Origin of the sequence: Celeribacter ethanolicus (assembly GCF_002407265.1) — a bacterium.
GTDB classification, from domain to species: Bacteria; Pseudomonadota; Alphaproteobacteria; order Rhodobacterales; family Rhodobacteraceae; genus Celeribacter; species Celeribacter ethanolicus.
Genome location: NZ_CP022196.1, coordinates 159,037 through 180,286, shown reverse-complemented (window position 1 = coordinate 180,286; position 21,250 = coordinate 159,037). Strand labels below are relative to the sequence as shown.

The window sequence follows — 21,250 nt, the reverse complement described above, 5'->3', positions numbered from 1 at the left end:
AAGAAGACCCGGTCGTCAACGCCCGAATGCGAGAAAAGATGACTCTTATTTTCCTGTTCATTTATTCGGCAAAAATTGAGATAGACTGCCCGTATCCGGGCGAAATTCGAGTGATTTCCCGCCATCTCTCCGCTCTCTGCCCTCACATATGCAAGAATATCGCAGCCGAGAAATTCGCCAACAGAACAAGACAGACCTGTCTTGTTTTTTTGCGGTATATATGAGAGGCAGGTGACACATTTCACGGCAGAGCGATTCTCCGCCCCGCCGGACGTCTCGCGTTTCAGAGTGCAGGAGATTGCCAGATGGATGACAGCCCTCAAGAGTTTTGCCACCAGCAAACCTCCGGCTGGAGCTTTGCCGCAACGGAGCCGAAGACCGCGCGCGACAGGATCATGACCGCCGCTTCGCATTTGTTCTGCAACCATGGGTTCGCGGCCACTGGCATCGACACGATCCTGTCCCGTGCCGGCACCGCGAAGGCCACGCTCTATCACCACTTCAAATCGAAAGAAGAGTTGATCGCCGCCGTACTGGAAGCCGAGGGCACCACATGGCGCGGCTGGTTCTTCGGGCGGCTGGCCGAAACACAGGGCCCCGCCCGCACGCGCATGCTCGCCGTGTTCGACGTGCTCGAAGAGTGGTTTGCGGACCCCGGCTTCTACGGCTGCCCCTTCATCAACGCTGTGGCGGAGTTCGACACCGGCAACGACGCGGTGCGCAAGGCCGCCGAAAAGCACAAGGAGCACATCCTGACCTGGCTCAAGGCACAGGCGATCGAGCTCAAAGTCCCCGATGTGACCGAAACCGCGCGCTCTTTCGCCGTGTTGCTCGATGGCGCCATCGTCGCCGCCCAACACACCCGTGATCCGAGCTTTGCCCGCACGGCCCGGAACATGGCCGAATGCCATCTCGATGCGGTTCTGGGCGCTTGACACCTGCCCGCCCGGCGGACAATCCGTCCGAAAATTCCTTTCCGCGCCCTTGACCCCGCTCCGGCACTGTATATACATCGTATAGGCAGGAACGCGGGATGGTCGAGAGGGGAACATGGCACCGAAAAACAAGAAGGACAGTTCGCTGATCATCCGCCTGCCCAAGGAGGACCGCGACGCATTCGTGACGCTTTGCGAGGAAATGGACACCTCCGCCTCGCGCGAATTGCGCGACCATATCCGCAAGTTTTTGAAGAAGAATTCCAAGAAAGGGTCGTAAGCCGTGAAGACGCTTCTCGTTGCCAACAGCAAGGGTGGATCCGGCAAGACGATGACAGCGATCACCCTAGCCGCCGCGCTGCGCGCCTCCGGCAAACGGGTCACGATCGCCGATGCCGATCCGCAGCAATCCGCACGGATGTGGGGCAAACGACGCTCGGCCTATGCGGCGCATATCCCGGTGCTGGACTGGTCCGGCGCGGCACGCCCCTCGGCACCGAAGAAAACCGACTGGCTGGTGATCGACAGCGGCGCAGGACTTGAGAGCGCGGCGGCAAAAGCGCTTTTGCAGGACGCGGACGTGATGGTAACGCCAGTCATGTCCTCGATGTTCGACGAACTGGCGGTGAAGGGGTTTCTCAAATCCCTGCGCGAACTCAAGCGCATCCGCAAGGAAAAGGTCGACATCCTGCCCATCGGCTCACGTATCGACCCGCGGCGCAAGGACGGACGGCTCCTGAAGGAGTTTCTCGAAGCCAACGGGCAGGAACTCGTGACGATGATCTCCGAACGCGCCGCCTATATCGACCTCGCCCGCGAGGGCCTGTCGATCTTCGATCAAAGCCAGGCAAAATTCGCTCCGATGAAAGCCCAGTGGCAGCCGGTGCTCAAACGCCTTGGCGTAAAGATCTGAACCGGGTTCGGCGAGTTCTCCCAAGCAGTTCTCCCGAACCAGACCCGAAGAACGCAGAAAAAACAGGCAAATGGGAAGGGAATCCCCGGCGCAATCAACCCTGCGTCACGGCGGTCACTTCGACCTCGACCTCGAATTCCGCGCGGGTGAAGCCGGTGACGATGATCAGGGTCGAGGCCGGTTTGACTGCCACCTCCGCAAGCCAGGCATCGCGCACCGCCATATAAATCGGAAAATCCTCGCGCCTGGTCACAAAGGCGCTGATCCGGATCACCGCATCGCGCCCCGCCCTCGCCTCGGCCAGAATGGCGTCGATATTGGCGAAACACTGTTCCGCCTGTGCCTTGACGCCCGCCGCGCAGGTTCCGTCCGGAGCGAGCCCAAGCTGACCCGAGGTCACGATGACCCGCCCGCCGGAAGGCCCCATGACCCCGTGGCTATAGGCCCCGAACGGAGCGGCGATGGAGCTGGGCGTGAGCGGCGTGTTCATGGTGGAGACCTTCGTGTCGAGATTCGTTTGTCGCCTTCTCCATGCCATTTCACGGCGGGATGCGCGCGCATTGTGTACAATGTCGCATCCGATATTGCCGACACCTGCGTTAATTTTGACCACGCGGCCAGATTTTCGCCCTCTAATTGGGCATCTGAAGATTGTATGCAATTTCCCGCAACTCCCCCCTGTGCGTCCCCCCCGATGATCTCGCTAACGTGGTCTGCGGAATTTCACCCACGGAGAGTTTACATGACCTTGAATCGCGTTCTCGCGGGGCTTGCCCTTGCCGCGACCACATCCACCGCGGCCCTCACTGGCGCACTGGCTGCCGATCTGACGCCGGTGTCCTTCGGCACCAACTGGCTCGCCCAGGCCGAGCACGGCGGGTACTATCAGGCGGTGGCCGATGGCACCTATGCCGCCTGCGGCCTCGACGTCACGATCCAGCCGGGCGGCCCGCAGGTCAACAACCGTGCCCTGATGATGGCGGGCAAAATCCAGTTCCACATGGGCGGCGATCTTCTTCAGGCGTTCAACGCCGCCAAGGAAGGCATCCCGGTCGTGGCCGTGGCCGCCACCTTCCAGAAACACCCGCAGGTGATCATCGCGCATCCGGGCAAGGCGAAGACCTTCGAGGACCTGAAGAACCTGACACTGCTGATCGGTGACAACGGCTTCGCCTCCTACTACCAGTGGATGATCGCCGCCTACGGTTTCACCGCCGAGCAGCGCCAGCCCTATACGTTCAACCCGGCGCCGTTCCTGGCCGATGAGAACATGGCGATGCAGGGTTTCCTGTCCTCCGAGCCCTATGTGATCGAGAAAGAGGGCGGCTTCACCCCCGACGTCTTCCTGATCGCCGACGCCGGTTACTCGACCTATGCAACCACCATCGAGACGATGCAGAAGACCATCGACGAAGCCCCCGAGGCGGTGAAATGTTTTGTCGATGGCTCCGCGATCGGCTGGTACAACTACCTCTACAACGACAACTCGGCGGCGAACGAGATGATCATGGCGGACAACCCCGACATGACGCAGGACAAGATTGATTTCGCCATCGAGAAGATGAAATCCGAGGGCATCGTCGACAGCGGCGATGCGCTTGAACTCGGCATCGGCGCGATGACCGACGAGAAGATCGCGGATTTCTACGGCAAGATGGTCGACGCAGGCGTGATCGAGGCCGGCCTGGATTATTCCTCCGCCTACACGCTGGACTTCACCAACCAGAAAGTTGGCATGGACCTGAAATAAGGCCCGCCCGAAGGACACGCGGGGGCGGCATTTTCCGGCCCCGCGCGCTTTACTCCGAGACAACGCACATGACCCCTCCCACCTCCATCCCCCCCATGGGCCAGCGCGCAAAGCTTTTGGACATGTCCAATGTGGACAAGGTTTTCAACGGCAATGTGGTGGCGCTCAAGGATATGAACCTGACCGTCAATCAGGGCGATTTCATCTCGCTCCTGGGCCCCTCGGGCTGCGGCAAATCCACGGCCCTGCGGCTGATTTCCGGGTTGATGCGCCCGACCTCGGGCCATATCACCTGGGACGGCGGCATGAAGACCGGCGATCTTGGCGTGGTGTTCCAGGAACCCACCCTGATGCCCTGGGCGACCGTCGAAGAAAACGTCTGGCTGCCGTTCCGGCTTCGGGGCAAATCGCTCCGCGACGTGCAGGACGAGATCATGTGGGCGCTCAAGATGGTGGGGCTGGAAAAATTCCAGCGCGCCTATCCGCGCGAGCTCTCGGGCGGCATGAAAATGCGGGTTTCCATCGCGCGCTCTCTGGTGACCGAGCCGCGGCTGATCCTGATGGACGAACCTTTCGCGGCCTTGGACGAAATCACCCGCCACAAGTTGAACAACGACCTGCTTGAGCTGCGCGAAAAGCTCAAATGCACGGTGATTTTCGTCACCCACTCGGTGTTTGAGAGCGTCTTTCTTTCCGACCGGATCGTCGTCATGGCGGCACGCCCCGGACGGGTGTCCTCCGAAGTCACGGTCGATGCGCCCTACCCGCGCACCGAGGAATTCCGCACTTCGGCAGACTATGCCGAGCTGTGCCGCAAAGCCTCCGATGCGCTTCATGCGGCGATGAACGAACATGGCGCGAGGGCCTCGGCATGAGCACAACCGATATGAACACCGCGCTTGTTGTGGACGAGGAAGAACTTCGTTACGCCCGCGCGCAAAAACGCGAGAAGATCGCCAAATGGGTTCTGCCCGTGGTGGTGATCGCACTGGCGATTTTCCTCTGGGATCGCCTGGTGGTGTGGAACGAAATCCCGCACTATATCCTGCCGGGACCGGGGCTTGTGCTCAAGACCTTAGTTCAGGACTGGGGCATGCTGTCCTCGGCGCTTTTGGTAACGCTCAAGATCACGCTGGCGGCCCTCGCCGTGGCGGTGATTGGCGGCGTGGGTCTGGCGATCCTCTTCACCCAGTCGCGCTATTTCGAGATGTCGTTTTACCCCTTCGCGGTGATCCTTCAGGTGACGCCGGTGGTGTCCATCGCGCCCCTGATCTTCATCTATGTCGACAACCGGCTGGCGGCGCTTTTGCTCTGTGCCTGGATCGTGGCCTTCTTCCCGATCCTTTCGAACACCACGCTGGGCCTCAATTCGACCGATCATAACCTGCGCGATCTCTATAAAATCTACGGCGCCACGCGCTGGCAACGGCTGCGCTATTTGCAACTGCCGACCGCTCTGCCCTATTTCCTGGGCGGGCTTCGCATCGCGGGTGGCCTGTCCCTGATCGGCGCCGTTGTGGCCGAATATGTCGCGGGCACCGGCGGCATCGGATCGGGGCTGGCGTTTCGCATTCTTGAGGCCGGTTACCGGCTCAACATTCCGCGCATGTTCGCGGCGCTTCTTCTGATCGCGGCGACAGGTGTCGTGATCTTCACCGCAGCCTCTTTGCTCTCTCATGCATTGCTGCACAAATGGCACGAAAGTGCAATCAAACGGGAGTCATAAGGACTTATATGAGCTTTTGCGTTCTGCCCAGCGGCGCGAAGACACTTCGAAATGTCACGGTCCCGGCCAGCCTCATAGGCCAATCCGGGGACCTCATTCTCACAGACCTCACCCTTCAAGACGGCAAGATTGTAAAAACGGACGCTGGGCAACCGGCCGAAACTACAATCGACACGCCACAGATCGACATGAAAGGCGCGATGGTCTTTCCGGCCTTCGTCGACATGCACACGCATCTCGACAAGGGCCACATCTGGCCCCGCGCCTCGAACCCCGATGGCAGCTTTATGGGGGCCTTGGAAACCGTTCACGCCGATCATGCAAATTGGACGGCGGCGGATGTCGAAGCGCGGATGGATTTCGCGCTGCGCTGCGCCTATGCCCATGGCACCAAGGCAATCCGCACCCATATCGACAGCCTGGACGCGCTGGCGTCTTCGTCCTTTGGCGTGGTCAAACGGATGCAGGACAAATGGGCCGGAAAGATCGAGCTACAGGCGTCCTGTCTGGTCGCCATCGACAAGGTTTTCAAGGATCAGGGCGACTTCCCGGCCATTGCGAAAATCGTCGCCGACGCCGGGCAGATCCTCGGCTCTGTCACCTACCCAGTGCCGGACCTGAAAGAGCGTCTGTTGGATTTCTTCCACTTCGCGGTGATGTATGATCTCGACGTCGATTTCCATGTGGACGAGACCGACGACCCGACCTCCGACACGCTGCGCACCATTGCGGAGACAGTTCTGGAACTAGGCTTTAAAAACCGCGTCACCGTGGGCCATTGCTGTTCCATTTCGGTGATGCCCGACGAGGTGGCCGGTGAGATCATCGCGCTCGTCGCCAAGGCCGGGCTCAATGTCGTCTCGCTGCCGATGTGCAACATGTATCTGCAAGACCGCTACAAGGGCCGTACCCCGCGTTGGCGCGGTGTGACCATGGCGCATGAGCTGAACGCGGCGGGGGTCAATGTGTCTTTCGCCTCGGACAACACCCGCGATCCGTTCTACGCCTATGGCGATCTCGACATGATCGAGGTGATGCGCGAGGCGACGCGGATTTGCCATCTCGACCACACGGATGTGCCTTGGGTGAACGCCTTTTTGACCAATCCGGCGCAGGCCTGTGGTTTTGACGCCCCGAGCCTGACGGAGGGCGCGCCTGCCGATCTGGTCATTTGCAACGCACGCGGCTGGACCGAGCTCTTCGCCCGACCGCAATCCGACAGGTTGGTTTTGCGCGACGGTGATCCCATCGACCGCACCCTGCCGTCTTACTCTGAACTTGATGAGATCGTGAGCTAATATCATGAACAAAAATTCCGCTGCGGCCATGGCCGCCCTGTCCCATCTGGACATCGAAGAAAACCCCGCCACCGTCCGCAACAAATCGCGCGACTTCTTTTGGTACTCGCCAGTTTTGAAGGCCGAGATGGACCATTTGCAGGCCGATTTCGTGGTCAACCCGACCTCCGAGGCCGAGGTGATCGAGGTGCTCAAGACCTGCTACACCCATGACGTCCCCGTCACCTGTCGCGGCGGCGGCACCGGCAACTACGGGCAGGCCATGCCGCTCGCGGGCGGCTGTGTCATGCATCTGACAAAGATGAACAAGATCAAGGAGATCGGCGCGGGCTATGTCGTCGCCGAACCCGGCATCATCATCAAGGAGATGGACGCCGAGTTGAAAGAAAAATCGGGTCAGGAGCTGCGCATGTTCCCCTCGACCTATTCGCAGGCCTCTTTGGGCGGCTTCATCGCGGGCGGCTCCGGCGGGGTCGGATCGGCCAATTGGGGCGCTCTGCGTGATCTCGGCAACATCGACCGCCTGCGGGTGATCACCATGGAGGCCGAGCCGCGTGCGCTCGAGTTCACCGGCGAGGAGCTGCACCGCGTCTCGCATGCTTATGGCACCAACGGCATCATCACCGAGATCGAAATGCCGCTCGCCCCGGCCTATGAGTGGGTCGAGATGTTCGTGCGGTTTGACACCTTCCGCATGGCGACCGAATTCGCCGGTGCTCTGACCGCCGAGCCGGGCATTCTGATCAAGCTCGCCTCGGTCTACGCCGCCCCCATCGCGCATAAGTATTTCCAGCGTGTGAAGGCCCATGTCACCGAGAATGACCACCTCTGCGGCCTGATGGTCGCGCCGCACTCCATGGCGGGCTTCCAGACGCTTCTGGACCGCTATGAGGGGGCGGAGGTGATCTACCGCTCCGATGATGTGCAATGGGATCGCCACCCCGGCCCGGTCTATGAATATGGCTGGAACCACACCACGCTGCGCGCGCTCAAATTCGAGAAAGACCTGACTTATCTTCAGGTCCGCTATGGCGGGGACATCGAAAAGGTCATGCGCGCCTATGACGCGTTCAAAGACGATCTCTACATGCACCTCGAAGTGATGCGCGAGGGCGCCGGAATTTCCTTTGCGGGTCTGCCGATTGTCTTCCCCAAAGACAAGGCACAACTCGACGATCTGGTTGCCCAACATGAGGCGATGGAGTGCATGATCTTCAACCCGCATCGCTACACTTTGGAAGAAGGCGGGCGGCAGTCCACGGACAAACGCCAGCTCGATTTCAAACGCGAGGCGGACCCGAAGGGTTTGCTCAACCCCGGCAAGATGATTGCTTGGGATGAACCGGATTTCGACTACGCAGAGATGTATTCCTACGCCAAGATCACCCCGAAGCCCGAGGTGGCAGAATGAGTTCCAAAGGACGCGTCCTCGTCCTCTACGCCCACCCCTGCCCCGAAAGCTTTAACGCGGCAGTGCATGAGGTGGTCGTGGAGACGCTCACCAAATCCGGCTGGGAGGTCGACGATTGCGATCTCAACGTCGAGGGGTTTCAACCGGTGCTTACGACGGAGGACCGTCGCGGCTATCACGACGAGCCCGCCAACATCGAACCGGTGCGCGACTATGTCGAGCGGCTTCAGGCCGCCGACGCGCTGGTGATGGTCTTCCCGGTGTGGAATTTCGGCTACCCGGCGATCCTCAAGGGGTTTCTCGACCGGGTGTTCCTTCCGGGCGTCAGCTTCAAACTGGTGGACGGCAAGGTTCGACCGGGTCTGACCAATATCAAGAAACTCTACGCCTGCACCACCTATGGCGGCACCCGCTGGCGCGCGATCCAGAATGCCGATCCGCCGCGCAAAACGGTGACCCGTGCGGTGTGGTACGCCTGTGGCATGCCGAAGAAAAAATACATCGCGTGTTACGATATGAACCGCAATGAAGAGCCGAAACTCAAACGCCACCTCGAACGTGTGCGGCGCGAGATGGAGGCCATGTGATGCAACGCGCCCTCGTCGTCTATTGTCACCCGCGCGAGACCTCGTTTAACCGCGGCATTCGGGACCTCGTTGTCGCGCGCCTTGAAACCGCAGGTGTGGAGTATCGCCTGCGCGATCTCTATGCCGAAGGCTTCGATCCGGTGCTCTCCGCCCACGAACACGAAATCTACGAAAACGTGCCGGAAAATCGCATCCTCGTGGACCGCGATTGCACCGACCTTGAGTGGTGTGACAGCCTGATTTTCGTCTATCCGACCTGGTGGTACGGCTTGCCCGCGATGCTCAAGGGCTGGCTCGACCGCACCATGGTCTCGGGCGTGGCCTTCATCATGCCGCAAAAAGACGGCGATGACATCAAGCCCGGCCTGACGCACATCACCAAACTGGGCGTTTTCACCACCTGTGGCGCCTCGCGCTGGCTGACGTTCTTTGTCGGCGCGCCGGGCAAACGCACACTGATGCGCGGGCTTCGGGTGATCTTGGCCAAGCGGTGCAAAACCGCCTTCGCCGCGCATTTTCTGATGGACAGCTCGACGCCCGAAAGCCGCGCCAAGCATCTGTCACGGGTGCAGAACCGGCTCGATAAGCTGATCGCGGCACCCACACCGAAGGAGGGATAAATGGAGATACCTGTTCTCGATTGGAGCCGCTTTGCCACAGGCTCAGATGTCGACGGCTTTGTGCAAGACCTCGGGAAGGCCAGCCGCGACACGGGGTTCTTCCTCGTGTCGAACCACGGCATCCCAGAGGATTTGGTCAAAGATGTCTTCGCCAAGGGGGACGCCTTCTTCGCGCTGCCCATGGCGGAAAAAGCGAAAATCGACATCCGGGGCAACCCGCACAACCGGGGCTGGGCCTGTCAGGGCTCGGAGGCCTTGGACGAGACCTCCGGCCAGATGGACCGCAAAGAGGCCTTCAACGTCGGTTTCGACCTGCCCTCTGACGATCCGCGTGTGCTGGCTGGCGAACCGTTTCGCGGTGTGAATGTCTGGCCTGACGTGCCGGGATTTCGCGAGACTATGCTCGACTATTACGACGCTGTGCTGCACCTCTCGGTCGCGCTGCACCGGGCGTTCGAGATGGATCTGAACCTGCCCGAAGGCTACTTTCCGCCGCATTTCACCGAGCCTATGGCAACGCTCCGCGTTCTCTCCTATCCGGCAGCGCCCGACGGAGACGGCATCGGCGCGGGTGCGCATACGGATTACGGCTCTGTGACCCTGCTGATGACCGATGGCGTCGGCGGCCTCCAAGTCAAACCACGCGGCGGCGACTGGATCGACGTGCCGCATGTGCCAGGGGCTTACGTGGTCAACATCGGCGATTGCCTGATGCGCTGGTCGAATGACATCTATGTCTCGACCCCGCACCGGGTGTTGCCGCCCAAAACCGCCCGCCGCTCCATCGCCTTTTTCCTCGACCCGAACCCCGACAGCGTGATTGCTGCGCTGCCGGGCACGGGCAAAGCCAAATACCCCGCCGTCACCGGCGCCGATTATCTGCGGTCGCGGCTGGACGCGACCTATACTCCGAAGGACGTAAAATGAGACGCTTTGATTGGGCCGAGTTCCGCACCACGGAATTCGCCGACTTCGACCCCGAAAAAACCATCGTCATCCTGCCCACGGCGGCCGTGGAGCAGCATGGGCCTCATTTGCCCGTCGGCGTGGACACCTACATCAACGAGGGCATGCTGGCCCAGTTGCGCGCCACCTGCCCCGACGATCTCGACATCCTCATTCTGCCAGTGCAGGCGGTGGGCAAATCGAACGAGCATATTCATGCCAAGGGCACGCTGACCTACACGGCCAAGACCGCTTTGGACGCTTGGACCGAGATCGGGCTTTCCGTGGCGCGCGCGGGTCTCAAGAAGATGGTGATCGTCAATTCCCATGGCGGGAACTTGGACCTGATCTCCATTCTGGGGCGTGAATTGCGCGTGCAGGCGGGCATGATGGTCGTGAAATGCCAATGGGGCAATTTTGGCAAGCCGGAGGGGATGTATAGCGCGCAAGAGAGCAATTTTGGCATCCATGGCGGCGATCTTGAAACCTCCCTGATGCTGCATTTCAAGCCCGCTTTGGTGGATATGGAGAAGGCCGAGGATTTCCGTTCGACGGCTGAGACCGCGCCGATTTCTCCGATTGGTCCGGTGAACCTCGCTTGGGTCTCAAAGGATTTGAACCCGAAAGGCACCGTGGGCGAGGCGCATCTGGCGACGGCTGAAAAAGGCGCGGCCACCTGTGCACATCAGGTGGCGGGCTTTGTTGAGATGCTCAAGGAGTTGCGCGATTTGTCGACCGAAGGATACGCGCGGACGATTCCGGAGTGATCGACTTCGCAAAGAGCGAGCGCCTGCCCGTGGGGTGGCGCTCCACCCTTTGAGCAGTGCAGTTTATGCCAGCCAAATCCGCAGTCCGGTGAGGCGACGTTTGACACAGAAAAGCGCCAGCCCGCCGGAACGGGCAGGCGCTCGCCCGGCACCTACGGTGCTATTCGGGCGAAGAAAAAGGGGGCCATTTGGCCCCCTTTCCTATTCATCCACCTCAGGCGCCGTGATCCCCCCAAACGCCCCACCAAAAGCCGACGGACTTTCGGGCTTCGGAGCCGCCGGAGCGGCAGGTGTCCCAACACCCCCGAAGGCCCCACCAAAGGCGCTGTCGGGTTTCGGCACGGTCACGCCCTGCTCCGCTTCCTGCGCTTCGATCCTCGCCCGTTGTTCGGCGCGCAGCTCTTCCTGACGATCCAGTTTCTCCTGCAACACGGCGGCCTCACAGACCGAACTGTCATATTGCGAGCCTGCATAGGAAATCCCGCCGATCACCGTCACGAGGATCGCAAAGACGATACCGGGATGGGTCAGCGCACGGGTCACCGGATTGGCATAAAGAGGCGAACGCGAGGCGCGGCCACCGGATTCGGCCTCTTTGCGGCGCTGGAACGCTTCGTTGGTCAAAGCCCCCACCAAGGTGATGGTGATGATGATCACCGCCAGCGCGGACAAGGACGGGTCCGTGCCGTGGCGCACTTTGGAGGCCAGCGCCGTGGTGAAGGTGCTCTCCGAGAGAACCGTGAACACAGTCGTGTTGTAGTTCTCAAAGGAGGCCAAAAGCGTGATGAACGCCGCCGAGCCGATGGCGGGCGCCATGAAAGGCAAGAGGATCTTGCGAAACGCCTGACCGGGCGTGGCACCCAAATCCAGCGCCGCTTCGGTCTGGGTCGCGTCAAAGCGTTGCAATCGCGCGATGAACACCAACATGGCATAGGCGGAAACAAAGGTGATCTGGCCCACGATGGTCAGGAAATAGCCGTTATACAAGAACCCCGCGCCCGTGCCGCGCGTGATCTGTCCCCAGAGCACGATGGTCGAAATCCCAAGCACAACGCCGGGGATCAGGATCGGCAAGATCAAGACCGTGTAGAGCATCGAGCGTAGCTTTGCCGGCAGTTCGGACAAAGCCAAAGCCCCCGCCAGCCCGATGGGCACGGCCAAGGCCACGACACCCACCCCGATGATCACGGAGTTCATCAAACCTTCCATCAGGCGGGCATTGCCGAACAACTCGCCGAACCAGCCTGTGGTGAAACATTCCCATGGCGCCACACGCGGAAAGCGCGAGGAGTTGAAAGCGGTGGTCGCCATGATAACCAGCGGGCCGAAGAGGAAAGCGAAGAAGGCAAGCGCATAGGCGCCGCCGAAAAGCGTGTGCCTGTTCATTTGCCAATCTCCCCGACGGAGACCTTGAACACGCGCATCATCAGCAACACGAAACTGATACAGGTCACCAAAAGCACCACGGCATAGGCCGAACCTCTGGGCCAGTTCGAGGACTCGTTGAACCACTGATAGATGAGCTGCGTGAACCAAAGAGACGACGGCCCGCCCAAAATCTGCGGCGCGGCAAGCGCACCTGCGGTGAGCATGAAGACCATGGTCGCCCCTGAGACGATCCCCGGTTTCGCCATCGGCAAGACCACCCGCCAATGCACCCGCCAGAGAGGCGCGCCCATATCGCGGGCGGCTTCGACCTGTGTGTGATCCAGCGCTTCGATGGCATTGTACATCGGGAAAACCATCAGGAGAATATAGGCGTAGGCGAGGCCACAATAGAGCGCCACATCGGCACGGATGAAATCCACCGGCGCGTCCCAAAGCCCCATCTGCATGCCCCAGGTGTTCACGACACCCGTGGACCCGAACAGCACGCGAAAGGCAAAGGCGCGCAGAATCTCGTTGATCCAATAGGGGATGATCAGCCCGATCACCATGAGCCGCGCGGCGACACCTTTGGCGCCATGGGCGAGGATATAGGCGATGGGATAGCAGATCAGCACATCGATCATCGTCACGATCAGCGCCGCAATCAGGGTCCGGATCAGGATCGTGATGTCGAGCGCGTTGAAGGATCCGTCCGAGTTGAAGAAAAAGCTGTGATATTGCTCCAGCGTGTAGTGATCCGCCTCGGTGCCGATCTGATCGGCGGGCAGGTTGAAGCGGAAGGAATAATCCAGCATCGAAAGCTGCGGCAGGGTGATGAACACGACGACCCAGAGCGTCACGGAAATGGCGACGAAGAGCGCCGCGCCCATGCCGTGTTTGGCGAGCAAGCTGGTGTAGGCGAGTTTCAACTGTTTCATGAGTCACTCGCCATATGTCCGACCGGAAGGATGGTGCCATTCATCGGAGCAAAGCCCAGAGAGAGGCTTTCGCCCTGCCCCGGCAGGCTGCCCGCCAGCCCCGCATTGACCATGGAGATGCGCAATTCACTGTCTCCGGCCTTGGCGAAGACATGGTTGGCGGCTCCCTCGAATTCCTGCCTTGTGAGCATGGCGTGAAAGGCGTTCTCTGTCGCGCCGGGGATGAGCTGTTCGGGCCGCACAAACAAGAGCGCCTCGTCACCTGCCTTGTATTTTCGCCCGCCACCGACACGGGCCTCGAAGGTGCCCATCGGCGTCTCAAGGGCTGCCAAGTCACCCGACTGGCCTTTGATGATGCCCTGCAACGCATTATTTTCGCCGACGAAAGAGGCCACAAAAGCCGACCGAGGCCGGTTGTAAATCCGATCCGGTTCGCCGACCTGTTCGATCACACCGCGGCTCATCACGGCCACGCGGTCGGACATGGTCAACGCCTCGCCCTGGTCGTGGGTGATGTAGATAAAGGTCACGCCAACCTGTTTCTGGATCGCGCGCAGCTCCGTCCGCATGTGTTGGCGCAGCTTGAGATCGAGCGCGGAGAGAGGTTCGTCGAGCAACAGAATATCCGGCTCAACGGCCAGCGCGCGGGCAATCGCCACGCGCTGTTTCTGACCACCCGACAGTTCTCCCGGTTTCTTGTCACCGATCCCCGGCAGGGCGATCATCTCCAAAAGCTCGTCCGCCTTTTTACGCCGCTCTTTCTTGGACAGCCCCCGCACCTCCAGAGGAAAGGCGATATTCTCCGCCACCGTCATCAGCGGAAACAACGCCAAATGTTGGAAAATCAACGCGGTCGGGCGTTTGTTCGGGCCGACACCGGCCATATCCTTGCCGCCAATTAACACCTTGCCCTCGGTCGGCTCGGAAAAGCCGGAGATACAGCGCAGCATCGTGGTCTTGCCGCAGCCAGACGGCCCGAGAAAGGAGAAAAATTCGCCGGAATTGATTTTCAGATTGGCGTTATCGACGGCGGTGAAATTGCCAAAGCGGATGGAAACGTGATCGAGGAGAACGGAGCGGTCCGGGGTCTGGTCGGGCATGTTGCCTCTCTTATGAATTGAACGTGAAAAGGCCCCGCGCGTGCGACGGCGGGGCCTGATCGAAATTAGGCGGAGAGGAATTTATTGGTGAATTCGGTGCGCATTTCCGAATACCACGGCGCCTCCGCGGGCCAGGCGTTGAGGTTCGCCAAGGCCTCGCCCGGATAGGCGTCGGCAAAGTTCTTGGCATAAATCTCACCACCGAAGGCGTCCGCGCCCAGAACCGGCGAGTTATAGCCGTGGGTCTTGATCGCCTCACCGGCCCACTCCGGGTTGTAGCAGGCGTCGATGAAGGCATAGACCTGTTCGATGTTGGTCGCCCCCGTCGGCATCGCCATACCATCGACCCAAGCCATCGCCCCCTCGACCGGCGCGCGGTACATCACCGGCTCGCCTTCGTTTTTCAGCGCGATCGGCGGGCCGTCCCATGTCTGACCGACGATGACGCCCTCGTTCAAAAGACCGTTCTTTTGGGTGTCGGCGTCGTTCCAGATCAGCTTGATATTGCCTTTCTTTTCAATCGCGTGCTCGACCAGCATGGTCCAGACTTCGGTCATTTTTTCGGGCGTTTCATAAGCCGCCCACATCGAGCCGGGTTCCATCATGCCAAGGCGTTCCATGCCAAGCCCCAGCCCCAAAAGCATCGAGTGACCGCGCCCCATGGTTTTGCCCGCGTTGGTATCGTCCCAGATGTCGTAGTAGGATGGGAATTCGCCCGCCGGCGTGAACATATCGGTGCGCCACGCGACCCCTTCCGTGCCCCAGATATGCGGCACCCAAAACGTGCCTTCGCCACCGAAGTTCCAGTGTTTTTCGCCCAGAGCCATCGCCGGGTTGACCTTTTCAATGGCGATTTTCGTCATGTCGAAGGGCTGCAAAAGGCCGAGTTCCGCCCATAGAAGATTGCGGTTGACGGTCGGCGAGACGATGTCGAACCCTTCGCCGCCGGTGGCTTTGAGCTTATTGATGATTTCCTCGTTGGAGCCGATGCCGGTGAAATTCAGCTTGATGCCGGTCGAGCCCTCAAACGCCGTCACGAAGCTTTCCGGCAAATAGTCGGACCACATCATCACGTTGATTTCGCCGGAAGAGGCCAGCGCCGCGCGGCTCACGAGGGCGGGCGCCGCGAGGCCGCCCATGAGGGTTGCGGAGCCTTTCAGGAACGAGCGGCGCTTGAGGCCACCGGTGGTTTTGATCTTCGTCATGTCACTCCCCGTGAACGTATTCGTTGCTGTCGGTGTCTTGTTCTCTGGTTGTTGCGGGCGGTCGGACCGAGTCCGGCACCGCACATGCAAAAGCCTAGGGGCCGGTCTTTTGCTCAATTTAGAGCCAGAAGTGGCAAATTATAGTGCCAGAAGGGCTTTCCTCCTGTCGCCTTTCGTGCTGCACAATAGAGTGGCGCTTGCGCCCACCCTTTGCCCGCCTCAAGGCAGGATCGGAACCGCACCCGACCCACCACGCCCGCCCCCCATGAGAGGCCCCATGCTCGACCGTTATTTCGAACAGCCCTTCGATCAGAGCGCCTCGCTCCAGCACCAGATTCAGGAACGTCTCATTCAGGCGATCCTCGATGGCGCGCTTTCGCCGGTCGATCCGCTGCCGTCGTCCCGCGCATTCGCCAAAACGCTGAAGGTCTCGCGCAACACGATCTCCATCGTCTATGAGCGGCTGCATCAGGACGGGTTCATCACGGCCAAACCCCGGCGTGGCTATTTCATCGACGAGAATTTCGTGCGCGAGAAACTCAATGTCGCCCCGCCAAGGCGCCAGATCGGCTCAGGGACACGCGCCGATTTCGACCGGTTCCTGCCCCGGCGTTTCACGGAACAGCTCAACATCGCCAAACGCGCCGACTGGCGGCGCTTTCCCTACCCGTTCATCTACGGTCAGGTCGGGCGCGACGAGATTTCCGTCGCCCGCTGGCGCGATTGTCTGCGCCGGGCGGGCACCACGCGCCATGTCGGCACATGGGCCGACGATCTGTTCGACAGCGACGATCCGCTTTTGCTCGAACAAATCTCCCGTCGCGTCCTCCCGCAGCGCGGCTTTCGCGCCGGTCCCGACGAATTGCTGATCACCGTGGGCGCGCAGAATGCGATCTGGATGGTCGCCAACCTGTTTCTGGCACCCGGGCGCGTGATCCATGTCGAGGACCCCGGCTATGTCGATGCCCGCAATATCTTCGCGGCCCAAGGGGCCACCGTCATCCCCTCGCCCGTGGACCGCAAGGGCTTGAAACCCGGTGACAATCTCGCGGGAGCAGACCTTGTCTACGTCACCCCCGGCCATCAGAGCCCGACCAACATCACTATGCCGATGGAGCGACGGCTGGCGCTTTTGGAGGCCGCCTCGACCCATGATTTCCTCATTCTCGAAGACGATTACGAACATGAACTGAACTTCGTCGGCGCGCAGCATCCGACCCTCAAGGCGCTCGATGGCACGGGTCGTGTGATCCATGTCGGATCGCTCACCAAACCGCTGTTTCCCGGCATTCGTCTGGGCTTTATCGCCGCCGATCCGGAGGTGATCCGCGAGATACGGGTGCTCCGCCGTTTGATGTATCGTCACCCTTCGGCACTGGCACAACGGACCATGGCGCTGTTCCTCTCTGAGGGGCACTATGACGCCCATATCCGCCGCCACCGCCGGGGTATGGCCGATAAATGGCGGGAAATATTGAGAGAAATCGACCGGCAACTGCCCGATTGCGAGCTGACCATGACCACCGGCGGCTCGGGCGTCTGGCTGGCCCTGCCGGAGGGCATGGACGCGGGTGCGGTCAAGGCGGAGGCCGAAGCGCGCGGAGTGCTGGTCGAGGACGGCACGCCGCATTACCTGCGCGCGGATGCCCCGCGCAACCGGCTCCGGCTTGGCTTCGGGGCGATTGATCTGGCGAAGATTGCGCCGGGGATTGCGGAGCTGAAAGCCGCGATCGAGGCGGTACGGAACTGCCCCGAAAGCTGAATTTTCCCTGTCGGCAAAGTGTCGGACTTGCGTCGGACTTTTGTCGGGCACTTTGCGATGCCCCTCCGACGCCCCGAACGGCCCTCAGTCCATCGCGATCACAATCGTCTTCGAACGGGTGAAATGCGCCAGCATGGCTTCCAAAGACGCTTCCTTACCCAGACCCGAACGGCCGAAGCCGCCATAGGAGACGTTGGGCTGGATCGTGAGGTTCTGGTTCACCTGCACATAGCCCGCGTTGAGGCGCGAGGTGGCGTCGAGCGCGGTGGAGAGGTCTTCGGTCCAGACCGAGGCGGCAAGGCCATAGCGGCTGTCGTTGGCCTTGGCGATCACATCCTCGTAGTCGGACCATTTCTGGATCGCGGCGACCGGGCCAAAGATTTCGTCGCGCAGGCAGGGGTGATCTTCGGGCAGATCGAGCAAAAGCGTCGGCATGGCGAAGAGATCGGGCGAGAGCGCGGCATCCGCAGGCATCTGGCCGCAACGGACAACTTTGGCGCCGGCGGTTGCCTCCGCCTTGGCGACGTAATCGGAGACCACCTTGGCCTGTTTGGCATTGATGATCGTGCCGATGTCGGTCCTCTCGTCCAAAGGATCGCCGATTTTGAGCGCGTTCAGATCGGCGACAAGGGCGTCAAGGAAGGCGTCATAAAGGCTTTCGTGGACATAGATGCGCGAGGAGGCGGTGCAGCTTTGGCCCTGACGGGTGAAACGCATGCCCGAGATGGCCCCCGGCACGGCTTTGGACAGTTTGGCGTCGGCGCAGACGATCATCGGGCTTTTGCCGCCGAGTTCGAGAGAGACCGGCACGATGCGCTCGGCCCCGGCTTTGTAGACGATCTCGCCCACTTCCTCGGATCCGGTGAAGGTGATTTTCGCCACATCCGGGTGGGCGGTGAGCGCTGCGCCGCAATTCGGGCCGTCGCCACTGATCACGTTCAAGACGCCCGCAGGCAAGTGCTCCATCACGATCTCGGCGGCGAGATAGGTGGCAAAGGGCGCGTCCTCGGAGGCCTTCACGACGACCGTGTTGCCCGCGACCAAAGCGGGGGCGATTTTGAGCATCATGAGGACCAGCGGCACGTTCCACGGCACGATGGCGGCGACCACCCCCAGAGGTTCGCGGGTGGTCATGGTCAACATGCGCGGGCTATAGGGGATGGTTTCGCCTTTGAGTTCCGAGCCCAATCCGCCATAGAATTCAAGGATGTCGGCGGCGGTCTTCACCTCGCCCCTGCACTCGGTGCGGATCGCTTTGCCGGTCTCGCGGGCAAGCACCTGAGCCACCAGTTCGAAATTCTCCAAAAGCGCACGCCCTGCGGCGGCGACGCGTTTGCCGCGCTCGCGGGCCGGGATCGCGGCCCAGGCCGCCCCCGCCGCTTTCGCCGCCTGCACGGCCGCGTCGGTTTCGACCGGACCGGAGGCGGCGGCCCTGCCCAAAAGCGCCCCGGTGGCCGGGTTCAGCACGTCGAGACCGGCGGCGGTCGGCACACGGGCACCGCCCACGAGGTTGAGGTTGTGATAAGCCGCGATGACGGCCTGCGGGTCGGGAAATTGGCATGCGATCTGGCTCATGCCTCTTGCATTGCGCGAAAATCGGGCCCGGCAAAGATACCAGCATTTCAAAACAATGAGTCCAGATATTCTGCGCCCACATTTTGACCGTTTGATATAAAAAATCACTGGCCCGATAAATCTAAAGCTCTGGCCCTATAGGCCCCGCCCGCAAGCGGTGATTTACTTATGCCGAGAATTACGGAGTCTCCCGCCATGCACGACAATGATCTTTCCGCCATCATCGAGGCCGACCGCGCCCATGTTTGGCACCATATGTTCCAACACCAGCTTCTGGAAAGCCGCGATCCCCGGATCATTGTCGAGGGCAAGGGCATGCGGGTCTGGGACCAGAACGGCCGCGAATTTCTCGATGCCGTGTCCGGCGGCGTCTGGACGGTGAACGTCGGCTATGGCCGCGAACGGATTGCCAATGCGGTGCGCGATCAGCTGATCAAGATGAACTATTTCGCGGGCTCCGCGGGGTCCATTCCGGCGGCGAAATTCGCCGAGGTTCTGACCGCGAAAACCCCCGGCCTGTCGCGCATGTATTACTGCAACTCCGGCTCGGAAGCCAATGAAAAGGCTTTCAAAATGGTGCGTCAGATTTCGGCGCAGCGCTATGGCGGCAAGAAGTCGAAAATCCTCTATCGCGACCGCGATTACCATGGCACGACGATCGCCACGCTCTCGGCCTGCGGCCAGCAACAGCGCGCCGCGCATTACGGCCCCTTCGTGCCGGATTTCGTCGAGGTGCCGCATTGCCTTGAGTACCGCAAACAGTGGGATGTCGAGAATTACGGCGAACGCGCTGCAGAGGCCATCGAAGAGGTGATCCTGCGCGAAGGCCCGGATACGGTGGGCGCGATCTGCCTTGAGCCGGTGACCGCGGGCGGTGGTGTGATCACGCCGCCGAAAGGCTACTGGGAGAAAATTCAGGAGATCTGCCGCAAGTATGACATCCTGTTGCACATCGACGAGGTGGTGTGCGGTATGGGGCGCACGGGCGAGTGGTTCGGCTATCAGAACTACGGCATCGAGCCGGATTTCGTGACCACCGCAAAAGGCGTGGCCTCCGGCTATGCGGCGATTGCCGTGATGCTGGCATCCGACCGGGTGTTCGACATGTTCAAGGACAAGCCCGAAGACCCGCTGAACCACTTCCGCGACATCTCCACCTTTGGCGGCTGCACCGGCGGCCCGGCGGCGGCGCTTGAGAACGTGGCGATCATCGAGGAAGAGGGCCTTCTGGACAACACCAAGGTGATGGGCAAGCGTCTTCTGGACGGGTTGGCCGCGCTTGAGGACAAGCATGAGCTCATTGGCAACACGCGCGGTCTGGGCCTGTTCTGCGGCGCGGAATTGGTGGCGGATCGCGAGACCAAAGAACCGCTCTCCGAGAAGCTGGTTCAGGCCGTCGTGGCCGAGTGCGACAAGCAGGGCGTGATCATCGGCGCGACCATGCGCTCGCTGCCGGGGTTCAACAACACGCTGTGCTTCTCGCCGGCGCTGATCTCGAAAGCGGACGACATCGACGAGATCCTGACCGCTGTCGACAACGCCCTGACCACGGTTGCAGCGGCGATGTAAGATCGCCCCTCACCGTATTGAAATCTAAAGATTACGCCTCGCCGATGTGCGGGGCGTTTTCTTGATCTAGCACCCCGCTTTCTTCTTTGAGGCCGGTGCCGGTCAGACCGCGTTTGAGGGCCTCGCGGGTGAGCCATGCGATTTTCGTCGCGGCCTGATCATAGGACATGCCACCCTTGCCGTGGATGTTCGAGAGACAGTTGCGGGCGCTGTCCTTGAGGCCCGGTCGCGGGCCATAGGTCAGGTACGCGCCGAGGCTGTCGGCCACCGTCAGGCCGGGACGCTCGCCGACCAAGAGGACCACGAGCCTCGCACCGAGCGCTGCGCCGATCTCGTCGCCGATGGCGACGCGGGCTTGGGTGGCGACGACGACGGGACCGAGGGTGAGGCCTTCGAGTTTGGCGCTTGCCGCGTGAACCACGGCGGCAGCATGGGATTGCACGGCGGCGGAGGACAGGCCGTCGGCGATGACGAAGGCGACGTCGCAGGGCGTGCGGGCGTTGAGCGTGTCGGCCTCGCCGGGGGCAAGTTTGCGACCAAGGTCCGGGCGGCGCAGATAGCTTGCGCGGTCGGGAGCGGCGGAGGTGACGCGGATGACCTCGAAAGGCGACAGCTCGGCAGCCAAGGCGTCCACGTCGAGGCCGGAATGCACCGCGTCGCGGGCGCGGGCATGGGCGAACTGGAACTCAAGATTGGCGCCGGTCGGAAGCCCCGCCCCGTTGCGGCCAAGACCGATGCGGGCGGGGGTGGCGGCGCGCAGTTTGGCCCATGGATCTTTCAT

At 61.2% G+C, this 21,250-nt stretch carries 21 protein-coding genes; 14 read left to right on the top strand and 7 right to left on the bottom strand.

What is annotated here, in order from left to right; translation table 11 throughout:
* Positions 1 to 305 precede the first annotated feature (305 nt).
* The 3 genes from CEW89_RS00775 to CEW89_RS00770 all read left to right on the top strand — a co-directional run bounded on the left by CEW89_RS00775 (position 306) and on the right by CEW89_RS00770 (position 1,848).
* A complete protein-coding gene (locus tag CEW89_RS00775; protein WP_066711190.1) occupies positions 306 to 935 on the top strand; it encodes a TetR/AcrR family transcriptional regulator in 630 nt (209 codons plus the stop codon).
* Between the two features lie 115 nt (positions 936 to 1,050).
* Positions 1,051 to 1,215 (top strand): hypothetical protein, encoded by a 165-nt coding sequence (locus CEW89_RS20985; protein WP_198403472.1) that lies wholly within the window; start codon positions 1,051 to 1,053, stop codon positions 1,213 to 1,215.
* 3 nt (positions 1,216 to 1,218) lie between these two features.
* The gene (locus CEW89_RS00770; protein ID WP_096804544.1) at positions 1,219 to 1,848 is read left to right on the top strand and encodes a ParA family protein; all 630 of its coding nucleotides are present in this window, start codon (positions 1,219 to 1,221) and stop codon (positions 1,846 to 1,848) included.
* 94 nt (positions 1,849 to 1,942) lie between these two features.
* Here the strand turns inward: CEW89_RS00770 and CEW89_RS00765 are convergent, their stop codons facing one another.
* Positions 1,943 to 2,338: a RidA family protein gene (locus tag CEW89_RS00765; protein ID WP_096804543.1), complete on the bottom strand. Its 396-nt coding sequence runs from the start codon at positions 2,336 to 2,338 to the stop codon at positions 1,943 to 1,945.
* 252 nt (positions 2,339 to 2,590) lie between these two features.
* On the opposite strand from CEW89_RS00765, the gene CEW89_RS00760 reads away from it, so the two are divergent.
* The 9 genes from CEW89_RS00760 (at position 2,591) to CEW89_RS00720 (ending at position 10,952) form a co-directional block, all read left to right on the top strand.
* Positions 2,591 to 3,598: an ABC transporter substrate-binding protein gene (locus CEW89_RS00760; RefSeq protein ID WP_066711196.1), complete on the top strand. Its 1,008-nt coding sequence runs from the start codon at positions 2,591 to 2,593 to the stop codon at positions 3,596 to 3,598.
* 95 nt (positions 3,599 to 3,693) lie between these two features.
* Positions 3,694 to 4,473, top strand: coding sequence for an ABC transporter ATP-binding protein (locus CEW89_RS00755; RefSeq protein WP_096804542.1), 780 nt, complete (start codon positions 3,694 to 3,696; stop codon positions 4,471 to 4,473).
* On the top strand, positions 4,470 to 5,324 hold the full coding sequence (locus tag CEW89_RS00750) for an ABC transporter permease (RefSeq protein ID WP_066711200.1): 855 nt from the start codon (positions 4,470 to 4,472) through the stop codon (positions 5,322 to 5,324). Before CEW89_RS00755 ends, CEW89_RS00750 begins: the two co-directional genes overlap by 4 nt.
* Positions 5,291 to 6,622 carry a cytosine deaminase gene (locus CEW89_RS00745; protein WP_342352342.1) on the top strand — a complete coding sequence of 444 codons (1,332 nt, stop codon included), beginning with the start codon at positions 5,291 to 5,293 and terminating at the stop codon, positions 6,620 to 6,622. Before CEW89_RS00750 ends, CEW89_RS00745 begins: the two co-directional genes overlap by 34 nt.
* Positions 6,623 to 6,626: 4 nt before the next feature.
* The gene (locus CEW89_RS00740; RefSeq protein WP_096804540.1) at positions 6,627 to 8,033 is read left to right on the top strand and encodes an FAD-binding oxidoreductase; all 1,407 of its coding nucleotides are present in this window, start codon (positions 6,627 to 6,629) and stop codon (positions 8,031 to 8,033) included.
* Complete coding sequence (locus CEW89_RS00735) at positions 8,030 to 8,620, top strand: NAD(P)H-dependent oxidoreductase (protein ID WP_096804539.1); 591 nt, start codon at positions 8,030 to 8,032, stop codon at positions 8,618 to 8,620. Before CEW89_RS00740 ends, CEW89_RS00735 begins: the two co-directional genes overlap by 4 nt.
* Entirely contained in the window at positions 8,620 to 9,240 is a 621-nt protein-coding gene (locus CEW89_RS00730) for an NAD(P)H-dependent oxidoreductase (protein ID WP_096804538.1), read from the top strand. The genes CEW89_RS00735 and CEW89_RS00730 overlap by 1 nt, the downstream gene beginning before the upstream one ends.
* A complete protein-coding gene (locus CEW89_RS00725) occupies positions 9,241 to 10,167 on the top strand; it encodes an isopenicillin N synthase family dioxygenase (RefSeq protein WP_096804537.1) in 927 nt (308 codons plus the stop codon). It begins immediately after the preceding gene.
* Complete coding sequence (locus tag CEW89_RS00720) at positions 10,164 to 10,952, top strand: creatininase family protein (protein ID WP_096804536.1); 789 nt, start codon at positions 10,164 to 10,166, stop codon at positions 10,950 to 10,952. Before CEW89_RS00725 ends, CEW89_RS00720 begins: the two co-directional genes overlap by 4 nt.
* 201 nt (positions 10,953 to 11,153) lie before the next feature.
* On the opposite strand, the gene CEW89_RS00715 is transcribed toward CEW89_RS00720, so the two are convergent.
* The 4 genes from CEW89_RS00715 to CEW89_RS00700 all read right to left on the bottom strand — a co-directional run bounded on the left by CEW89_RS00715 (position 11,154) and on the right by CEW89_RS00700 (position 15,563).
* Positions 11,154 to 12,338 carry an ABC transporter permease gene (locus CEW89_RS00715; RefSeq protein WP_096804535.1) on the bottom strand — a complete coding sequence of 395 codons (1,185 nt, stop codon included), beginning with the start codon at positions 12,336 to 12,338 and terminating at the stop codon, positions 11,154 to 11,156.
* Positions 12,335 to 13,258, bottom strand: a complete 924-nt coding sequence (locus tag CEW89_RS00710) for an ABC transporter permease (protein WP_066711215.1) — start codon at positions 13,256 to 13,258, stop codon at positions 12,335 to 12,337. The genes CEW89_RS00715 and CEW89_RS00710 overlap by 4 nt, the downstream gene beginning before the upstream one ends.
* Positions 13,255 to 14,358 (bottom strand): ABC transporter ATP-binding protein, encoded by a 1,104-nt coding sequence (locus CEW89_RS00705; RefSeq protein ID WP_096804534.1) that lies wholly within the window; start codon positions 14,356 to 14,358, stop codon positions 13,255 to 13,257. The genes CEW89_RS00710 and CEW89_RS00705 overlap by 4 nt, the downstream gene beginning before the upstream one ends.
* Positions 14,359 to 14,423: 65 nt before the next feature.
* The gene (locus tag CEW89_RS00700; protein WP_096804533.1) at positions 14,424 to 15,563 is read right to left on the bottom strand and encodes an extracellular solute-binding protein; all 1,140 of its coding nucleotides are present in this window, start codon (positions 15,561 to 15,563) and stop codon (positions 14,424 to 14,426) included.
* Positions 15,564 to 15,840: 277 nt separating this feature from the next.
* On the opposite strand from CEW89_RS00700, the gene CEW89_RS00695 reads away from it, so the two are divergent.
* On the top strand, positions 15,841 to 17,325 hold the full coding sequence (locus CEW89_RS00695) for an aminotransferase-like domain-containing protein (protein WP_096804532.1): 1,485 nt from the start codon (positions 15,841 to 15,843) through the stop codon (positions 17,323 to 17,325).
* Between the two features lie 84 nt (positions 17,326 to 17,409).
* On the opposite strand, the gene CEW89_RS00690 is transcribed toward CEW89_RS00695, so the two are convergent.
* Positions 17,410 to 18,900 carry an aldehyde dehydrogenase family protein gene (locus CEW89_RS00690; RefSeq protein WP_096804531.1) on the bottom strand — a complete coding sequence of 497 codons (1,491 nt, stop codon included), beginning with the start codon at positions 18,898 to 18,900 and terminating at the stop codon, positions 17,410 to 17,412.
* A gap of 195 nt (positions 18,901 to 19,095) precedes the next feature.
* On the opposite strand from CEW89_RS00690, the gene CEW89_RS00685 reads away from it, so the two are divergent.
* Positions 19,096 to 20,469 carry an aminotransferase family protein gene (locus tag CEW89_RS00685; protein ID WP_096804530.1) on the top strand — a complete coding sequence of 458 codons (1,374 nt, stop codon included), beginning with the start codon at positions 19,096 to 19,098 and terminating at the stop codon, positions 20,467 to 20,469.
* A 31-nt stretch (positions 20,470 to 20,500) separates the two neighbouring features.
* Here the strand turns inward: CEW89_RS00685 and eutC are convergent, their stop codons facing one another.
* The gene (gene eutC / locus CEW89_RS00680; protein ID WP_244906126.1) at positions 20,501 to 21,250 is read right to left on the bottom strand and encodes an ethanolamine ammonia-lyase subunit EutC; all 750 of its coding nucleotides are present in this window, start codon (positions 21,248 to 21,250) and stop codon (positions 20,501 to 20,503) included.